The sequence below is a fragment of the Streptomyces sp. NPDC016459 genome, from assembly GCF_040632845.1.
In the GTDB taxonomy this organism is placed as follows: Bacteria; Actinomycetota; Actinomycetes; order Streptomycetales; family Streptomycetaceae; genus Streptomyces.
On the sequence record NZ_JBEYCR010000001.1, the window covers coordinates 251,202 to 268,747 of the forward strand.

Consider the following 17,546-nt stretch of genomic DNA (forward strand, 5'->3'; position numbering starts at 1 on the left):
GAGGCGGGAGCGGAGGCGCCGCCGAGGGCGCCGTCCCGTGTTCCCGCCGTCCCGCTGCGGGACGATTGTCCACACGGGGAGGCGGGGGGGGGAACAGGGCGTGGCGGTGTCAGGTGGCGTCGGGGGCCGGGGGGAGTGTGCGCGCGGGGCGCGGGCGCCATCGCATGCCGTTGACCTGGCCGGGCTCGGAGCCGATGACGTACCGGACCCGGCGGCCGTGGACACGGCGGGCGGGGGCTCGGCAGCCACGCGGTCGGCAGCCGCGGGCCAGGGGGGCGTGGGCGGGGACGGACGCGGCGGTACGCAGCATGCGGCGCCGGCCCCCGGGGTTCGCCGACGGCGCGCCGACCGGACCCGGGGAGATGCCCCGGGAGGTCGGCGTGGCGCGGCGGAGGGTCATGGCGCGGTCAGCTCCGGCCGTGCCGGAGCGCCGGGTGGGCGCCGGCGGCGACCAGGTCGGCGACGGCGGCCTTCGGGTCGCGGCCGGTGACGAGGGACTCGCCGACCAGGACCGCGTCCGCGCCCGCGTTGGCGTAGGCGATGAGGTCGTGCGGGCCGCGGACGCCGGACTCGGCGATCTTGACGATGCCCGCGGGGATCTCGGGGGCGACGCGCTCGAAGGTGGTGCGGTCGACCTTGAGGGTCTTGAGGTTGCGCGCGTTGACGCCGATGATGCGGGCGCCCGCGTCGACGGCCCGCTCGACCTCGTCCTCGTCGTGCACCTCGACGAGCGGGGTGAGCCCGATGGACTCGGCGCGCTCGATGAGGGAGACCAGCGCCTCCTGCTCCAGGGCGGCGACGATGAGGAGCACCAGATCCGCTCCGTACGCCCGTGCCTCCCACAGCTGGTACGCGGTGACGATGAAGTCCTTGCGCAGGACCGGGATGTCGACCCGGGACCGGACGGCCTCCAGGTCCGCGAGCGAGCCGCCGAAGCGGCGCTCCTCGGTGAGGACGGAGATGACGGCCGCGCCGCCCGCCTCGTAGTCCGCGGCGAGTCCGGCCGGGTCGGCGATCGCGGCGAGCGCGCCCTTGGACGGGCTGGAGCGCTTGACCTCGCAGATCACCTTGACGCTGTCCCCGCGCAGTGCGGCGACGCCGTCCTTGGCCTGCGGCGCCTTGGCGGCGCGCTCCTTGAGCTCGTCGAGGGTGACCCGCGCCTGCCGCTCTGCGAGGTCGGCGCGTACGCCTTCGATGATCTCGTCGAGCACACTCACGCGAGGGGCCCCCTTCCGGGACGGTGATGGTGATGATGAAGCAGGTTCAGCCACTTCGATCCTATCCGCAGGACGGCTCCGTACTCGCATCGGCCGGAGTGGCGTCCCAACTGCTGGGACTCCCGTCGGGGTCGTCCCGGTGCCCCGCGGGGCCCTCAGGGGGCGAGCGCGGAGCCGAAGGGAAGGTTCCGGACCAGGGTGAAGAGGGCGAGGACGGCCCCGATCCCCCACCACAGGGCCGGGGGGACCGCGAGGCGCATGGGCAACCCGCGGACGGCACGAATCAGCCACAGGACGATGAGGACGCCGAAGAGTCCGTAGCCGACGACGGCGAGGGCGTTGGCGCCGAGGGCGGCCGGGAGGTCGCCGTGGACGAAGGCGTGGGCGCTGCGGAGCCCGCCGCACCCGGGGCAGAGGATGCCGGTGAAGCGGAGCAGGGGGCAGACCGGGTAGTGCCCGGGTTCGTTGGGGTCGACGGTCCCGACGTACGCGAAGGCGGCGGTCACCCCGCCGAGGACGGCGACCGGCGCGACCAGCCGCCGCGCGAGCGGCCTGGGGGGAGGCGGCGGTACGGGAGCACCCGGCCACGCGTGCGCGTGCGGCCGCGCGGCAGTGCCCGGGGGTTCACCCGGCGGGGCGGGTTCCCCCGGGCGGGTGGGGGAAGCGTCGGTCACGGCTCCGGCCGTCGGCTGCGGGTCCACCCGGTGATTCTCACCCCGGACGTGCGAGAGCGCAGCCCGGCGTGGCCGGACTGCGCTCTCGGATGCGTCGTGGCGTGTCAGGAACGGGCCTGCAGGGTCGCGGCCTCGCGGGCGGCGGCCACGGCCTCCGACTCCTTCGGCATGCCGAGCCCGGCGATCTTCATCGCGCCGCCGATGATGCCGCCGAGGACGACGACACCCATGCCGGCCCAGAAACCGGGCCCGTTGGCGGCCACCATGAAGACTCCGGCGATGCAGAAGCCGATGAAGGAGATGATGACACCGGTCCAGGCGGCCGGGGTGTGTCCGTGGGCGCTGCCCGCCATGAGTTGCTCCTCGTTGCAGTTGCTCGATGGTGAGGTCTCGCGTGCGCGGACACTCTGCGCTCATTGTCCCGCACGAGGGCGCGCGAGGATGAATCGGGGGTACCGGGACGATCACGCGTCGCGGTCGGTGCCCCTGTCACACTCCCCGGGTGGGGTCCTCGCCGCGGTCGAGGGCCTTCCACAGGTCCTCGGGTCGGTCCGGGTCGGTGGTGGGGGTCCTGCGTCCGGCACGGGGGGCTCCGGTGCGCTCGTAGCGGCCGCCCATCGCGGGCCAGCTCTTGCCGAAGCGCAGTGCGAACAGGCCGGCGAGCAGGATGAGGACGGCGCCGACAGCGGTCACGTACGGCCAGACGGTGTGGCTGAGGCCGGCCACGGCGGCGGCGGTGTCGCCGCTGATCCGGGCGGCCTCGGCGTTGAGCGCGGCGCTGTCGGACGCGCCGAGGAGGGCGGCGAGCGCGGCGCCGGCGCCACTGAGCGCGAGGAGCGCGGCGACGAGGGTGCGGCCGGTGCGGCGGACGGCGAAGACGGCGAAGAGCGCGGCGAGACCGACGATCGCGAGAGCGGTCGGTACGCCGGTCACGCTGCCGCCGTCGGCCTCGACGGGGACGGTGCCGCCGCCGACGGACGCGGTGCCCTCCGCCCAGATCTGGCCGGCGGAGAGCAGGACGACGGTGGCGCCGAGGGCGCCGAGGAGGAGGGCCGCGGCCAGGCTGCGGCGGCCGCCGGTGGGGACGGCCGCGCGGGCGGCCCGGGGCTGGGGTACGGGTACGGCACTCACGTACCCCACTATCCCCTACGGGCCGGGTCGCCGTTCATCCGGTTGGCGGTGTGGACGGCGCGGAGGACGGCCGCGGCCTTGTTGCGGCATTCGTTGTCCTCGGCGACGGGGTCGGAGTCGGCGACGACACCCGCTCCGGCCTGCACGTACGCCGTTCCGTCGCGGAGCAGGGCGGTCCGGATGGCGATGGCCGTGTCCGCGTCCCCGGCGAAATCGAGATAACCGACACATCCGCCGTAGAGCCCGCGCCGGGAGGGTTCGAGCTCCTCGATGATCTGCATGGCGCGGGGCTTGGGCGCGCCGGAGAGCGTGCCGGCCGGGAAGCAGGCGGTGAGGACGTCGAAGGCGGTCCTGCCCTCGGCGACCTCGCCGGTCACGGTGGAGACGATGTGCATGACGTGCGAGTAGCGCTCGACGGACATGAAGTCGACGACCTCGACGGAACCGGGGGTGCAGACGCGGCCGAGGTCGTTGCGGCCGAGGTCGACGAGCATGAGGTGCTCGGCGCGTTCCTTGGGGTCGGCGAGCAGTTCCTCGGCGAGGTCGTGGTCCTCCTGCGGGGTGGAGCCCCGGTGCCGGGTGCCGGCGATGGGGTGGAGCATCGCGTGCCCGTCCTCGACCTTGACGAGGGCCTCGGGGCTTGAGCCGACGACGTCGAATCCGTTCTCGAAGCGGAACAGGTACATGTACGGGGAGGGGTTGGTGGCCCGCAGGACCCGGTAGACGTCGAGCGCGGAGGCGGTGCAGGGGGTCTCGAACCGCTGGGAGGGCACGACCTGGAAGGCCTCGCCGGCCCGGATGCGCTCCTTCACGTCCTCGACGGCCTCCTGGTAGGCGGGGCCGCCCCAGAGCGCGGAGAACTCCGGCAGCTCGGAGGCCGGGAGGGCGGTGGGGGCGGTGGCGACGGGGCGGGCCAGGTCGGCCTCCATCGCGTCGAGGCGGGCGACGGCGTGCGCGTACGCCTCCTCGACGCCGGTCTCCAGGTCGTTGTGGTTGATCGCGTTGGCGATCAGCAGGACCGAGCCGTCCCAGTGGTCGAGGACCGCGAGGTCGCTGGTGAGGAGCATGGTCAGCTCGGGGAGCCGCAGGTCGTCGCGGCCGTGCTCGCCGATCTTCTCCAGGCGGCGGACGATGTCGTAGCCGAGGTAGCCGACCATGCCGCCGGTGAACGGGGGCATGCCGGAGGAGAGGTCGCGCGGGGTGTGGAGGGTCTCGACGGTGGTGCGCAGGGCCTGGAGCGGGTCGCCGTCCGTGGGGACGCCGACGGGCGGGGTGCCCAGCCAGTGGGCCTCGCCGTCCCGCACGGTCAGGGTGGCGTCGCTGCGGACGCCGATGAAGGAGTAGCGGGACCAGCTGCGGCCGTTCTCCGCGGATTCGAGGAGGAAGGTGCCGGGCCGTTCGGCGGCGAGCTTGCGGTAGAGCCCGACCGGGGTGTCGCCGTCCGCGAGGAGTCTGCGGCTGACGGGGATGACGCGGCGGTCGGCCGCCAGCTTGCGGAAGGTGTCGAGATCCATGGCGCCAGACCCTACTCGGATACGGGGAGCACGTCGGCGTCGAAGCAGGTCCGGGCGCCGGTGTGGCAGGCGGCTCCGACCTGGTCGACCTTGACGAGGACGGTGTCGGCGTCGCAGTCGAGGGCGACGGATTTGACGTGCTGGACGTGTCCGGAGGTGTCGCCCTTGACCCAGTACTCCTGGCGGCTGCGGGACCAGTAGGTGCAGCGGCCGGTGGTGAGAGTGCGGTGGAGGGCCTCGTCATCCATCCAGCCGAGCATCAGCACCTCACCGGTGTCGTACTGCTGGGCGATGGCGGGGACGAGTCCGTCGGGGCCGCGCTTGAGCCGGGCGGAGAGGGCCGGGTCGAGATTGCTCATGGCGCCATTGTGCCGCGCCCCGGGGTGGTGTCCGGTGGGGCGTCCACTGGGCGGACCGGCGGCGACCGCCGTACGCTGGCGGTCATGTCGACCCATGCCAAACGTGAACGGCTTCTGCTCGCCGACCTGTTGGAAGCGGCCGGTCCGGACGCTCCGACGCTCTGCGAGGGGTGGCGGACCCGGGACCTCGCGGCCCATGTGGTGGTGCGGGAGCGGCGGCCGGACGCCGCGGCCGGTTCCGTCGTACCGGCGCTGAAGGAGCGGCAGGACCGGGTGCAGGCGGAGTTCGCCGCCAAGCCGTACGAGGAGCTGATCCAGCTCATCCGTACGGGGCCCCCGCGGTTCTCCCCGTTCACCATCAAGCAGGTGGACGAGGGGGCGAACGTCGTCGAGTTCTACGTCCACGCCGAGGACGTGCGCCGTGCCCAGTCCGACTGGTCGTCGCGCGAGCTCGACCCGGTCTTCGCGGACGCCCTGTGGTCCCGGCTGGAGCGCACCGCGCGTCTCCTGGGCCGCAAGGTCCCGGTGGGCCTGGTGCTGCGCCGCCCGAACGGCCAGACGGTGGTGGCCCACCGGGGCACCCCGGTGGTGACGGCCTCCGGGGAGCCGGGTGAGCTGACGATGTACCTGTACGGGCGCCAGGCCGCGGCCAAGGTGGCGCTGGACGGGGAGCCGGAGGCGATCGAGCGGCTGAGCGGGACCAGGCGGCTGGGGCTCTGACCCCGACCTCGGCCTGACCGGCGGGACCCCGGCTACCGGACTAGCGGGGCAGTTCGGCGCGACGGAGAGCGGGGACGGCGAGGGCGTACACGCCGGAGAGGGCGCAGACCGCCGCGCTGACGACGAAGACCGGGCCGGGGCCCCACAGGCCGATGGCGGCGCCGGCCAGGGGGAAGCTCAGCGGGGCGATGCCGAGGCTGACCAGGCCGGAGACGGCGCTCACCCGGCCCAGGTACGCGGGGTCGCATGCGGTCTGGACGAGGGCGCCGCACAGGACGCCGGAGAGTCCCGCGAGCAGACCGACGCAGAGGGCGAGGCCCACCGCGACCGGCAGCTGCGGGGCGTGGGCGAGGGCGCCGATCGCCACGGCGCCGAGGACGACGGTCCCGCCGAGGACGGCGCCCGCCCGGGGTATCCGGCCCTTGACGGTCAGCAGCAGGGACGCGGCGCCCGCGCCCGTACCGAATCCGGCGAGGATCCAGCCGATGCCGGCGGCGCCCCAGCCGCGCTGGTCGGCGAGGATCGCGAGGCCGACGTTGAGGGGGCCGGCGAAGCCGAGGTCGCCCAGGAGCACGACGATCATCAGCGGGCCGAGGACGCTGTGGCGGCGGAGGTAGCGCAGGCCGTCGCCGAGGTCACGCAGGGCCGTGCCGCCGCCGGTCGTCCGGTCCGGGCCCGGCAGCGGGCGGAGCCGGAGCGCGCAGAGCAGCGGCAGGGAGAGGGCGAAGAGGATCCCGGCGATGCCGAAGGCGGTGGCGGAGCCGCCCACGGCGACGGCGAGCCCGCCGAGGGGGGCGCCGAGGACGGGACCGAGGCGCTGGGCGATGCCGCGCATGCCCTGGACGCGGGCGAGCTGGTCGCGGTCGGTGATCCGGGGCGGAAGGGCGCCGACGGCCGGCATGAAGAGGGCGTCGACGACGCCGAAGACGAAGGCGACGGCGGCGAGGGCCCCCAGGCCGGGCGAGGCGAGGAACAGGGTCGCGGCGAGGCCGAGGGCGACGAGGCAGCGGACGGCGTCGGAGGCGATGACGACCCGGCGCGGGCCGAGGCGGTCGGCGATCACTCCCCCGACGAGCATGAGCAGCGCGCGGGGTACGGCGGAGACGGCCATGACGAGTCCGGCCTGGGCGGGGGTGCCGCTGCTGACGGCGGCCCAGGAGAGGGAGAGGTAGTAGACGCTGTCGCCGAGGGTGGAGGCGGTGTAGGCCCCGAGCCAGCGCAGGACCTGGGGGTCGCGGTGGGCGGGGCGGGTCGCCGGTGCGATCAGGGTGGCCGTCATGAGCGGTACGGGAAGGCGTGGAGGTGGACGGCGACGTTCTCGCGGCCTTCGGTGTCGCCGGCCGCCTCGGCGGCGCGGGCCGCCTGGTCGTACTTCGTGAGGACGGCTTCGAGCTCCTGGCCGAGGGCGGTGAGTTCGGTGGCGTTGAGGCGGGGCAGCCACTCGGCGCTGACGGAGGCGGAGCGCCACTCGCCGGACCAGGTGAGCCGCTCGTCCAGGAAGCGGCGGTGGAGTTCGACGCGCTGTTCGTTGACGGTGCGGCCGAAGGCGTCGCTCGCGGCGACCAGTTCGGGGGCGTCGCGGACGTCCTCCTCCTGGATGCTGAAGCCGTACGAGCTGGGCTTCCACCAGCGTTCGCGGCCGTCCGTCGACTGGGTCTCGGCCTCCTCGATCAGGCCGTGGTCGGCGAGCTTGCGCAGGTGGTAGCTGACGAGGGAGACGGCTTCGTCGACCTGGTCGGCGAGCTGGGAGGCGGTGGCGGTGCGGGCCACGAAGAGGGCGCGGTAGAGGCGCATCCGCAGCGGGTGCGAGATGGCTTTGAGGGTGCCGAGATCGGTGATCCGGCGGTTCTCCGACGAGGTCATGCACCGACCCTAGATACGAAAGAAAACTTGCGCAATGAGAATTGCACAAATAATCCTGCGCGTCTTGCGGAGAAGAAGGGCCCCCGAGGGGGCCCTTCGGACGGCGTCGCTCAGCGGACCGGTCGGCCCGCCTCCCGCAGCGCGTCCTTGACCTGCGAGATCCGCAGATCGCCGAAGTGGAAGACGGAGGCCGCGAGCACCGCGTCCGCGCCCGCCGCAACGGCCGGCGGGAAGTCGGCGAGCTTCCCCGCACCGCCGGAGGCGATCACCGGGACCGTGACGTGCTTGCGCACGGCCGCGATCATCTCGGTGTCGTAGCCGTCCTTCGTCCCGTCCGCGTCCATCGAGTTGAGCAGGATCTCCCCCGCGCCCAGCTCGGCGGCCCGGTGCGCCCACTCGACGGCGTCGATGCCGGTGCCCTTGCGGCCGCCGTGCGTCGTCACCTCGAAGGAGCCCGACGCGGTACGCCGTGCGTCGACCGACAGGACGAGCACCTGACGTCCGAAGCGCTCCGCGATCTCCTGGATCAGCTCGGGGCGCGCGATGGCGGCGGTGTTGACGCCCACCTTGTCGGCCCCGGCCCGCAGCAGCCTGTCGACGTCCTCGGCCGCGCGGACCCCGCCGCCGACCGTGAGCGGGATGAAGACCTGCTCGGCGGTGCGGCGCACCACGTCGTAGGTGGTCTCCCGGTTGCCGGAGGACGCGGTGATGTCGAGGAAGGTCAGCTCGTCGGCGCCCTCGGCGTCGTACAGCTTGGCCATCTCGACGGGGTCGCCCGCGTCCCGCAGGTTCTGGAAGTTGACGCCCTTGACGACCCGGCCGTTGTCGACGTCCAGGCAGGGGATCACCCGTACGGCGAGACTCATGCCGTGTCCTCCCGGTAGGCCTCGACCTCGACCTCGACGACCAGACTCGGGTCGACGAAACCGGAGACGATGATCATCGATGCGGCGGGGCGGACAGCGTCGAACAGCTCCTTGTGCGCCCGGCCGACCTCGTCCACGTCCCGGGCGTGGGTGAGGTACATCCGGGTCCGCACGACGTCCTGGGGGCCGAGGCCGAGCTGCTTCAGCGCCGCGAAGGCCACGTTGAAGGAGTTGATCGCCTGCTCGTAGGGGCCGCCCCCGGCGATCTGGCCGCCCACCACCGACGTGCAGCCGGAGACCAGGACCAGACCGTTCGGCAGCTCCACCGCGCGGGAGTAGCCGAACTGGTCCTCCCAGGGAGCACCGGTCACCACCTTGCGGACCCCGGAGGTCACGAGGCCACCGCCGCGAGCGCCTCTTCCAGGGTGAACGCCTCGGCGTACAGCGCCTTGCCGACGATCGCGCCCTCGACGCCCAGCGGGACCAGGCCGGACAGGGCCCGCAGGTCGTCCAGGGAGGAGACGCCGCCGGAGGCGACGACGGGCTTGTCGGTGGCCGCGCAGACGTTCTTCAGGAGCTCCAGGTTCGGACCCTGGAGGGTGCCGTCCTTGGCGATGTCGGTGACGACGTACCGGGAGCAGCCCTCGGAGTCGAGGCGGGCCAGCGTCTCGTAGAGGTCGCCGCCGTCGCGGGTCCAGCCCCGGCCGCGCAGGGTCGTGCCGCGTACGTCGAGACCGACGGCGATCCTGTCGCCGTACTCGGCGATGACCTTGGCGACCCACTCGGGGGTCTCCAGGGCGGCGGTGCCGAGGTTGACGCGGGTGCAGCCGGTGGCGAGGGCGGCGGCGAGCGAGGCGTCGTCGCGGATGCCTCCGGAGAGCTCGACCTTGATGTCCATGGCCTCGGTGACCCGGCGGACCAGGTCGCGGTTGTCGCCGGTGCCGAAGGCGGCGTCCAGGTCGACCAGGTGGAGCCACTCGGCGCCCGCGCGCTGCCAGGCCAGGGCGGCCTCGAGCGGGGCGCCGTAGGAGGTCTCGCTGCCGGACTCGCCGTGGACGAGCCGGACGGCCTGGCCGTCGCGGACGTCGACGGCGGGGAGGAGTTCGAGAGTGCTCACAGGGTTCCGATCCAGTTGGTGAGGAGCTGGGCGCCGGCGTCGCCGGACTTCTCGGGGTGGAACTGGGTGGCCCACAGGGCGCCGTTCTCGACGGCGGCGACGAAGGGCTCGCCGTGGGTGGCCCAGGTGACCTTGGGGGCGCGGATGTTCTTGTTGCCGACCTCCAGGGTCCACTCGCGCACCGCGTAGGAGTGCACGAAGTAGAACCGGTCGTCGGTGGCGAGGCCCGCGAACATCTCGGTGTCCTCGGGCGCGTCGACCGTGTTCCACCCCATGTGGGGGACGACGGGGGCGTTCAACGGTTCGACCGTACCGGGCCACTCGTCGAGGCCCTCGCTCTCCACGCCGTGCTCGATGCCCTGCGCGAAGAGGATCTGCATGCCGACGCAGATGCCCATCACCGGGCGGCCGCCGGAGAGCCTGCGGCCGACGATCCAGTCGCCGCGGGCCTCCTTCAGCCCGCGCATGCAGGCGGAGAAGGCGCCCACGCCGGGGACGAGGAGCCCGTCGGCGTTCATGGCCTTGTCGTAGTCGCGGGTGATCTCGACGTCGGCGCCCACGCGGGCGAGCGCGCGTTCGGCGGAGCGGACGTTTCCGAAGCCGTAGTCGAAGACGACGACCTTCTTGGGCGTGCTCACGGTGCTCATTCCCAGATTCCCTGGATCCGCAGGACGCCGGCGACCAGGCACAGCACGGAGGCGATGGCGAGGACGGCGATCACGCCCTTGGGCAGCTTCTGCTTGGAGAAGGAGTACACACCGCCGGCGAGGAAGAGCCCGACGACGATGAGGATGGTGGAGAGGCCGGTCATGGAGTTAGAGCGCGCCCTTCGTGGAGGGGAGGATGCCGGCGGCGCGCGGGTCGCGCTCGGAGGCGTAGCGCAGGGCGCGGGCGAGGGCCTTGAACTGGCACTCCACGATGTGGTGGGCGTTGCGCCCGTACGGGACGTGGATGTGCAGCGCGATCTGGGCCTGGGCGACGAAGGACTCGAAGATGTGCCGGGTCATCGTCGTGTCGTACGAGCCGATCATCGGCGCCATGTTCTCGGGCTCCTCGTGCACGAGGTACGGGCGGCCGGAGAGGTCGACGGTGACCTGGGCGAGCGACTCGTCCAGGGGGACCGTGCAGTTGCCGAAGCGGTAGATGCCGACCTTGTCGCCGAGGGCCTGCCGGAAGGCGGCGCCGAGGGCGAGGGCGGTGTCCTCGATCGTGTGGTGCGAGTCGATGTGGAGGTCGCCGTCGGTCTTGACGGTCAGGTCGAACAGACCGTGCCGGCCGAGCTGGTCGAGCATGTGGTCGTAGAAGCCGACCCCGGTCGACACATCGACCTTTCCGGTGCCGTCGAGGTCGATCTCGACGACGACGGAGGTCTCCTTGGTGGTGCGCTCAACGCGGCCTACGCGGCTCATCGCTCCTGCTCCTTCATCAATTCACGAACCGCGTCGAGGAACGCGTCGTTCTCTTCGGGGGTGCCGGCGGTGACCCGCAGCCACCCGGGTACGCCGTTGTCCCGGACCAGGACGCCCCGGTCGAGGATGCGCTGCCAGGCCGCGTGCGTGTCCGGGAACTTCCCGAACTGCACGAAGTTGGCGTCCGAGTCGGTGACCTCGTAGCCGATCGCCCGCAGCTCGGTGACGAGCCGGTCGCGCTCGGCCTTGAGCTGTTCGACGTACCCGAGGAGGGTGTCGGTGTGCTCGAGGGCGGCGAGCGCGGTCGCCTGGGTGACGGCGGAGAGGTGGTACGGCAGACGGACCAGCTGGACGGCGTCGACCACGGCCGGGTGGGCGGCGAGGTAGCCGAGGCGCAGGCCCGCGGCGCCGAAGGCCTTGGACATGGTCCGGGAGACCACCAGGTTGGGGCGGCCCTCGATGAGCGGCAGCAGCGAGTCGCGGTGGCTGAACTCCACGTACGCCTCGTCGACGACCACCAGCGAGGGCTTGGCCGCCTGGGCCGCCTCGTACAGGGCGAGGACGGTGTCGGCCGCGACCGCGGTGCCGGTGGGGTTGTTGGGCGAGGTGATGAAGACGACGTCCGGGCGGTGCTCGGCGATCACCTTCCCGGCCGCCGCCACGTCGATGGTGAAGTCCTCGCGGCGCGGGCCGGAGATCCAGCCGGTGCCGGTGCCGCGGGCGATCAGGGCGTGCATGGAGTACGAGGGCTCGAAGCCGATCGCGGTCCGGCCGGGGCCGCCGAAGGTCTGGAGCAGCTGCTGGAGGACCTCGTTGGAGCCGTTGGCCGCCCACACGTTCTCGACGGCGACCGGGTGCTTGCCGGTGCGGGTGAGATAGCGGGCGAGTTCGGTACGGAGCTCGATCGCGTCCCGGTCGGGGTAGCGGTTGAGGCCGCGGGCGGCCTCGGCGACCCGCTCCGCGATCCGGGCCACCAGGGGCTCTGGCAGCGGGTAGGGGTTCTCGTTGGTGTTCAGCTGGACGGGGACGTCGAGCTGGGGCGCGCCGTAGGGGGACTTGCCGCGCAGCTCGTCCCGGACGGGGAGGTCGTCGATGCCGGTCACCGCTGCGGCACCTTCCATCCGAAGCGGGCCTTGATCGCGGCGCCGTGCGCGGGCAGGTCCTCGGCCTCGGCGAGGGTCACCACGTGGTGGGCGACGTCGGCGAGCGCGTCGCGCGTGTAGTCCACGATGTGCACCCCGCGCAGGAAGGACTGCACCGAGAGGCCCGAGGAGTGGCAGGCGCAGCCGCCGGTGGGCAGGACGTGGTTGGAGCCCGCGCAGTAGTCGCCGAGCGAGACGGGGGCCCAGGGGCCGACGAAGATCGCGCCCGCGTTGCGGACCCGGTCGGCGACCGCGGCGGCGTCGCGGGTCTGGATCTCCAGGTGCTCGGCGCCGTACGCGTCGACGACCTTGAGGCCGTCGGCGAGGTCGCGGACGAGGACGATCGCGGACTGGCGGCCGGCCAGGGCCGGGACGATCCGGTCGTCGATGTGCTTGGAGGCGGCGACCTGGGTCTTGAGTTCGGCCTCGGTGGCCTCGGCCAGCTCGTCGGAGTCGGTGACGAGGACGGAGGCGGCCATCGGGTCGTGCTCGGCCTGGCTGATGAGGTCGGCGGCGACGTGGACGGGGTCGGCGGTGGAGTCCGCGAGGATCGCGATCTCGGTGGGGCCCGCCTCGGCGTCGATGCCGATGCGGCCCTTGAGGAGGCGCTTGGCGGCGGCGACGTAGATGTTGCCGGGGCCGGTGACCAGGTTGACGGGGGCGCAGCCGTCCGGGCCCTCCGTGCCGTACGCGAACATGGCGACGGCCTGGGCGCCGCCGGCCGCGTAGACCTCGTCGACGCCGAGCAGGGCGCAGGCGGCGAGGATCGTGGGGTGCGGGAGCCCGTCGAACTCCTTCTGCGGCGGCGAGGCGAGGGCGACGCCCTCGACACCGGCCTCCTGGGCGGGGACGACGTTCATCACGACGGAGGACGGGTAGACCGCGCGGCCGCCGGGCACGTACAGGCCGACGCGCTCGACCGGGATCCACTTCTCGGTGACCGTGCCGCCGGGCACGACCTGGGTGGTGTGGGTGGTGCGGCGCTGCTCGCGGTGGACGAGGCGGGTGCGGCGGATGGACTCCTCGAGGGCGGCGCGGACGGCCGGGTCGAGCTCGTCGAGAGCGCGGGAGAGCTCCTCGACGGGGACGCGGAGGCTCGGGACGCGGACGCCGTCGAATTTCTCCCCGTAGTCGATCACCGCTGCGGCGCCATGATGCCGGACGTCCTCGCAGATCGGCCGCACCTTCTCCAGGGCGGCTTCCACGTCGAACTCGGCACGGGGCAGCAGGTCGCGCAGGGAGGAGCCCTCGGGGAGGGCCTCGCCGCGCAGATCGATTCGAGAGATCACGGGTCAATTCTCTCAGACGCCCCACAGCGCCGGTCGCCCGTATCACTGGCTGATACACGCCTCACTGGCGTCTTGTCGCCACTCCTGACCGTTAGCGTTCAGCCCGTCACTCAGCGGGAAGAACGGCTGTACGAATCCACGAACGCCGGGAGACGGCGTCGCGGAATCGTGGGCGCGGATGGTGGAAAGCGAGGGGGCGGCGGTGACCGAGCCGCACGAGGACGACGTGCCGGACGGCCTCACGGGCCCGGAGCGGGCCCTGTGGCAGGCGTTCCGCATCGGCAGGACGTGCGATCTGACGGAGGGGGTCGCGGAGCGGGACGACCCTTTCGGGGGACGGGAATGGGGACCGGAGCGGAGTGTCCGCGCCGATGTGGTGGGACTGCTGCTGCTCGCGGGGCCGCAGGCCAGATCCGGGCGGGTGGCCGCGCTGAAGCTGCGCGGGGTCCGGATCACGGGCGTGCTGGACCTGGCGGGCGGGACGATAGGGCCGTACGTGGAGCTGCACGGCTGCCGGTTCGACGACGAGGTGGTGGTGCCCGAGGCCCGCTTCGGCACGCTGCGGATGGTGGCGTGCGCACTGCCGCGTCTGGAGGCCGCCCGGCTGCACACCGAGGGGGACCTGCACCTGCCGCGCTGCCGGGTGGAGCGGGGCATCCGGCTCACCGACGCGCAGATCGGCACGGACCTGCTGGTCAACCAGATCCAGGTGTGGCCGGACCGGCGGGGGCGGGCCATCACGGCGGACGGCCTGGTGGTCGCGCAGGACCTCCAGGCCGAGCTGATCGAGACGCACGGGGAGGTGAGCCTGCGCGGGGCGAAGATCGGCGTCTCGCTCAGTCTGCGGGGCAGTGTGCTGCGCGGTGCGCAGGGCCGCCGCGCGCTGAACGCGCCGCAGCTGACGGTGGAGCGCTCGCTCTATCTGAACGCGGCCTGGGTGTACGAGGACGGGGGCTTCACGGGCAGCGCCACGGCCACCCCGCCGTACGGGGTGTCGCCCGCCCAGGACGCCCGCCGCAAGCCGGTGGAGTTCCACGGCGGGGTGCGGCTGGACGACGGCCGGTTCGGTGACGCGGTGGACCTGCACCACGCCCGCTTCCTGCTCGACGGGGCCCGTCGGGAGGAGGTCTCGATGCGCCGGATAGTCACTCCGGAGCTGAGGTTCAACGGCGAGCGGCCGGAGGAGGGCCGGGTCGTGCTCAACGGCGCCAAGGTCGTCACCCTGATCGACCTGTCGACCAGCTGGCCGGGACCGGGCGGGCTCGCGATGGGCGGCTTCGTCTACGAGAACCTCGTGCCGTACGGGCACTTCCCGCTGCGCCGCCGCCTGGAGTGGGTGGCGGCGGCGACCCCGGAGTACGCCCCCGAGCCGTACGAGCGGCTCGCGACGGTCCTGCGCAGCAGCGGGGAGGACGCCGACGCCCGCGAGGTGCTGCTCGCCAAGCAGCGGCGCAGACGTGAGACCCTGCCGGTGGCCGGCAAGCTCTGGGGGTACCTCCAGGACCTGACCGTGGCGTACGGCTACCGGCCGGGGCGGGCCGCGCTGTGGATGGCGGTCCTGTGGGCGGCGGGCACGGTGGCGTTCTCCCACTACCGCCCGATACCGCTGAAGCCGGACGAGGCGCCGGAGTGGAACGGCACGCTGTACGCCCTGGACCTGCTGATCCCGGTGATCAACCTCGGCCAGGACGGCCACTGGCGGCTCGAGGGCGTCTGGCAGTGGGTGGCGGCGGTGCTGATCATGCTGGGCTGGATCCTGGCGACGACGGTGGCGGCGGGCGCAACCAGACTCCTGAGCAGGGGCTGAGGCGGCGGAGGTTTGGTGTACGGGCTGTGAGACGGGCTGCCGCGGCCCGTGGAGCCGGGAGAGAATACGTCGCACCATGTCCTTGCTCCGTGCCCTGATCGGCGCCGTCCGCTCGGCCCGGCACGCCCCGCGGCTCGCCGCCGGGTTCGTCCCGGACGACGACGTGCTGCTCGACGCCCCGGACGAGCGGCTGGCCCCCGCCCTTGTCGCCGCCGCCCTGGCCGATCCGGAGCCCGCCGCGAAGCTGCTCGCCACCACCCGGGACGCCGGCGACTGGGAGGACCGCGACCGGTACGTCACCCGGCTCGCCACCTTCGCGTACAGCAGGGGCGACTGGCTGACCCACTGGCTCTCCGTGGCGCCCGGCGACCCCGACGCCCTGCTCGTGACGGCGCAGCTCGCCGTCCGCAGGGCCTGGGAGTCCCCCGCGCGGGCGGAGCGGCTGCGCGAGCTCGGCCCGCTGATCACGGCGGTCGCCGAGACGGCTCCGCACGATCCGGTGCCGTGGCGGCTCGCCCTGGACCACGCGCGCGGGGCGCACGCCGGGCACACCGTCTTCGAGACGCTCTGGGAGCAGGCCGTGCGCCGCTCCCCGCACCACTACGGCTGCCATGTCGCGGCGCTCAAGTACCTCTCCGCGCAGTGGTACGGCTCGCACCGGGCCGCCTTCGACTTCGCCGAGCAGGCGGCCGACGACGCCGCCCCGGACTCTCTCGTACGGGCGCTGCCGGTCCGCGCGGCCTACGACCGGCTCCGGGTCCCGTCGCACCGGGACCCGGCCGTGCCGGAACGGCGGATCGACCGGGCGGCGGACCGCGCCCTGGCCCTGTCGGCGGCCTTCCCCACGGGCGACCCGTGGCCCGCGGAGGTCCGCAACCTGCTCGCGCACGTGCTGGTGGAGCGGGCGCGGTGGGAGGAGGCGCGGCAGGAGTTCGGCCGGATCGGGGTCCACGCGACCTCGTTCCCCTGGGGGGTGCCGCCCGGCGCGGGACGGGGCGCCGCACGGGAGGATCCACTGCGCCGTTTCCTCGCCGCGCGGGACCGCGTCGGGGCGGAGCTGGCCTGTCGGACGCCGCTGTGGGACACCGGACATGGACGGGCCGGACGGGGCGGGCCCGGCGGCCATTAGGCTTGGCCGCTGTGACCACCGCTCGCCTGCCTCTCTTCCCGCTCAACGCGGTGCTGTTCCCTGGCCTCGTGCTGCCGCTGAACGTCTTCGAGGAGCGTTATCGCGCCATGATGCGCGAGCTGCTCGCGATCGACGACTCGGAGCCGCGCCGCTTCGCCGTCGTCGCCATCCGCGACGGCCGCGAGGTCGCGCCGACCGCTCCCGGCCTGCCGGACCAGACGGCGCTGCCGGAGAAGGGCCCGGCGGCCGGCTTCGGCTCCGACCCCGTCCAGGCCTTCCACCGGGTCGGCTGCGTCGCCGACGCGGCGTCGATCCGGGAGCGCTCGGACGGCAGCTTCGAGGTGATGGCGACCGGGACGACCCGGGTGAAGCTCCTCTCGGTCGACGCGAGCGGGCCGTTCCTGGTCGCCGAGGTCGAGGAGATCCCGGAGGAGCAGGGCGAGGAGGCCCCCGCCCTCGCCGAAGGGGTGCTGCGGGCCTTCCGGAGCTACCAGAAGCGCCTCGCGGGGGCGCGGGAGCGTTCGCTGACGACGAGCGAGCTGCCGGACGACCCCTCGGTGGTGTCGTACCTGGTCGCGGCGGCCGCGGTGCTGGACACCCCGTCGAAGCAGCGGCTGCTCCAGGCCCCGGACACCGCGACCCGGCTGCGCGAGGAGCTGACGCTGCTGCGCGCGGAGACGGCGGTGCTGCGGCACCTTCCGTCGCTGCCGGCGGTGGACCTGACGCAGGCCCCGACGTACCCGAACTGATCGGGTCCGGCCCGGACCGATCCGGACCGGGGCCGGCCGAGCCGAGGAAGAGCGAGCGCGTGGCGAAGAAGCAGAAGAACAGCGGCGGCGGCACCCCCGCGACGGTGGCCCTGACGGCGGCCGGCACCCCGTTCACCGTGCACGCGTACGAGCACGACCCGGCCTCCGCCTCGTACGGCGAGGAGGCCGCGGAGGCCCTCGGGGTGTCTCCCGACCGGGTCTTCAAGACGCTGGTCGCGGACGTCGACGGCGAGCTGACGGTTGCGGTGGTCCCGGTGGCGGGCCAGCTCGATCTGAAGGCGCTGGCCTCGGCCGTCGGCGGGAAGCGGGCGGCGATGGCGGACCCGGCGGCCGCCGAGCGCACCACGGGCTACGTCCGGGGCGGCATCTCACCCCTCGGCCAGCGCAAGCGGCTCCGTACGGTCCTCGACGCCTCGGCCCGCGACCACGCGTCCATCTGCGTCTCCGCGGGCCGCCGGGGCCTCGAGGTGGAGCTCTCCCCCGCGGACCTGGCCGCCCTCACCTCGGCGGTCGTGGCCCCGATCGGCCGCGCCTGACGG

The 17,546-nt window shown here is 73.4% G+C and carries 22 protein-coding genes; 5 read left to right on the forward strand and 17 right to left on the reverse strand.

Going from position 1 to position 17,546, the window contains the following annotated elements; translation table 11 throughout:
• Positions 1-109 precede the first annotated feature (109 nt).
• The 7 genes from ABZ567_RS01100 to hisI form a co-directional block, all read right to left on the reverse strand.
• Positions 110-400: a hypothetical protein gene (locus ABZ567_RS01100; protein WP_360782998.1), complete on the reverse strand. Its 291-nt coding sequence runs from the start codon at positions 398-400 to the stop codon at positions 110-112.
• A 7-nt stretch (positions 401-407) separates the two neighbouring features.
• A complete protein-coding gene (gene trpC, locus ABZ567_RS01105) occupies positions 408-1,217 on the reverse strand; it encodes an indole-3-glycerol phosphate synthase TrpC (RefSeq protein WP_360783001.1) in 810 nt (269 codons plus the stop codon).
• Positions 1,218-1,372: 155 nt separating this feature from the next.
• Entirely contained in the window at positions 1,373-1,753 is a 381-nt protein-coding gene (locus tag ABZ567_RS01110; RefSeq protein ID WP_360784980.1) for a DUF2752 domain-containing protein, read from the reverse strand.
• 242 nt (positions 1,754-1,995) lie between these two features.
• Positions 1,996-2,244 (reverse strand): HGxxPAAW family protein, encoded by a 249-nt coding sequence (locus ABZ567_RS01115; protein ID WP_360783003.1) that lies wholly within the window; start codon positions 2,242-2,244, stop codon positions 1,996-1,998.
• Between the two features lie 136 nt (positions 2,245-2,380).
• Positions 2,381-3,031: a TIGR02234 family membrane protein gene (locus tag ABZ567_RS01120; protein WP_360783006.1), complete on the reverse strand. Its 651-nt coding sequence runs from the start codon at positions 3,029-3,031 to the stop codon at positions 2,381-2,383.
• Positions 3,031-4,536 carry an anthranilate synthase component I gene (locus tag ABZ567_RS01125; RefSeq protein WP_360783008.1) on the reverse strand — a complete coding sequence of 502 codons (1,506 nt, stop codon included), beginning with the start codon at positions 4,534-4,536 and terminating at the stop codon, positions 3,031-3,033. The genes ABZ567_RS01120 and ABZ567_RS01125 overlap by 1 nt, the downstream gene beginning before the upstream one ends.
• Positions 4,537-4,547: 11 nt before the next feature.
• Complete coding sequence (gene hisI, locus ABZ567_RS01130; protein ID WP_360783011.1) at positions 4,548-4,895, reverse strand: phosphoribosyl-AMP cyclohydrolase; 348 nt, start codon at positions 4,893-4,895, stop codon at positions 4,548-4,550.
• 84 nt (positions 4,896-4,979) lie between these two features.
• Between hisI and ABZ567_RS01135 the strand changes: the two genes are divergently transcribed.
• A complete protein-coding gene (locus tag ABZ567_RS01135; RefSeq protein ID WP_360783014.1) occupies positions 4,980-5,615 on the forward strand; it encodes a TIGR03085 family metal-binding protein in 636 nt (211 codons plus the stop codon).
• 40 nt (positions 5,616-5,655) lie between these two features.
• Here the strand turns inward: ABZ567_RS01135 and ABZ567_RS01140 are convergent, their stop codons facing one another.
• The 10 genes from ABZ567_RS01140 to hisD form a co-directional block, all read right to left on the reverse strand.
• On the reverse strand, positions 5,656-6,894 hold the full coding sequence (locus ABZ567_RS01140; protein ID WP_360783017.1) for an MFS transporter: 1,239 nt from the start codon (positions 6,892-6,894) through the stop codon (positions 5,656-5,658).
• Complete coding sequence (locus tag ABZ567_RS01145) at positions 6,891-7,478, reverse strand: helix-turn-helix domain-containing protein (protein WP_360783020.1); 588 nt, start codon at positions 7,476-7,478, stop codon at positions 6,891-6,893. Before ABZ567_RS01145 ends, ABZ567_RS01140 begins: the two co-directional genes overlap by 4 nt.
• A 110-nt stretch (positions 7,479-7,588) precedes the next feature.
• Positions 7,589-8,344, reverse strand: coding sequence for an imidazole glycerol phosphate synthase subunit HisF (gene hisF / locus ABZ567_RS01150; protein ID WP_360783023.1), 756 nt, complete (start codon positions 8,342-8,344; stop codon positions 7,589-7,591).
• Positions 8,341-8,739, reverse strand: a complete 399-nt coding sequence (locus ABZ567_RS01155) for a RidA family protein (protein WP_360783026.1) — start codon at positions 8,737-8,739, stop codon at positions 8,341-8,343. Before ABZ567_RS01155 ends, hisF begins: the two co-directional genes overlap by 4 nt.
• Entirely contained in the window at positions 8,736-9,461 is a 726-nt protein-coding gene (gene priA, locus ABZ567_RS01160; RefSeq protein WP_360783029.1) for a bifunctional 1-(5-phosphoribosyl)-5-((5-phosphoribosylamino)methylideneamino)imidazole-4-carboxamide isomerase/phosphoribosylanthranilate isomerase PriA, read from the reverse strand. Before priA ends, ABZ567_RS01155 begins: the two co-directional genes overlap by 4 nt.
• Complete coding sequence (gene hisH / locus ABZ567_RS01165; RefSeq protein WP_360783032.1) at positions 9,458-10,108, reverse strand: imidazole glycerol phosphate synthase subunit HisH; 651 nt, start codon at positions 10,106-10,108, stop codon at positions 9,458-9,460. Before hisH ends, priA begins: the two co-directional genes overlap by 4 nt.
• A complete protein-coding gene (locus ABZ567_RS01170; RefSeq protein WP_360783035.1) occupies positions 10,105-10,272 on the reverse strand; it encodes a hypothetical protein in 168 nt (55 codons plus the stop codon). The genes hisH and ABZ567_RS01170 overlap by 4 nt, the downstream gene beginning before the upstream one ends.
• 4 nt (positions 10,273-10,276) lie before the next feature.
• Positions 10,277-10,870, reverse strand: a complete 594-nt coding sequence (gene hisB / locus ABZ567_RS01175) for an imidazoleglycerol-phosphate dehydratase HisB (protein WP_360783038.1) — start codon at positions 10,868-10,870, stop codon at positions 10,277-10,279.
• Entirely contained in the window at positions 10,867-11,973 is a 1,107-nt protein-coding gene (locus tag ABZ567_RS01180) for a histidinol-phosphate transaminase (protein ID WP_360783040.1), read from the reverse strand. Before ABZ567_RS01180 ends, hisB begins: the two co-directional genes overlap by 4 nt.
• Positions 11,970-13,301: a histidinol dehydrogenase gene (gene hisD / locus ABZ567_RS01185; protein ID WP_360783043.1), complete on the reverse strand. Its 1,332-nt coding sequence runs from the start codon at positions 13,299-13,301 to the stop codon at positions 11,970-11,972. The genes ABZ567_RS01180 and hisD overlap by 4 nt, the downstream gene beginning before the upstream one ends.
• Before the next feature lie 202 nt (positions 13,302-13,503).
• On the opposite strand from hisD, the gene ABZ567_RS01190 reads away from it, so the two are divergent.
• From ABZ567_RS01190 to ybaK, 4 genes are all read left to right on the forward strand, one after another.
• On the forward strand, positions 13,504-15,108 hold the full coding sequence (locus ABZ567_RS01190; RefSeq protein WP_360783046.1) for an oxidoreductase: 1,605 nt from the start codon (positions 13,504-13,506) through the stop codon (positions 15,106-15,108).
• Between the two features lie 76 nt (positions 15,109-15,184).
• The gene (locus ABZ567_RS01195; RefSeq protein ID WP_360783049.1) at positions 15,185-16,237 is read left to right on the forward strand and encodes a hypothetical protein; all 1,053 of its coding nucleotides are present in this window, start codon (positions 15,185-15,187) and stop codon (positions 16,235-16,237) included.
• A gap of 11 nt (positions 16,238-16,248) precedes the next feature.
• Positions 16,249-16,986 carry an LON peptidase substrate-binding domain-containing protein gene (locus ABZ567_RS01200; protein ID WP_360783051.1) on the forward strand — a complete coding sequence of 246 codons (738 nt, stop codon included), beginning with the start codon at positions 16,249-16,251 and terminating at the stop codon, positions 16,984-16,986.
• A gap of 59 nt (positions 16,987-17,045) precedes the next feature.
• Complete coding sequence (gene ybaK / locus ABZ567_RS01205) at positions 17,046-17,543, forward strand: Cys-tRNA(Pro) deacylase (protein WP_360783054.1); 498 nt, start codon at positions 17,046-17,048, stop codon at positions 17,541-17,543.
• Positions 17,544-17,546: the final 3 nt, after the last annotated feature.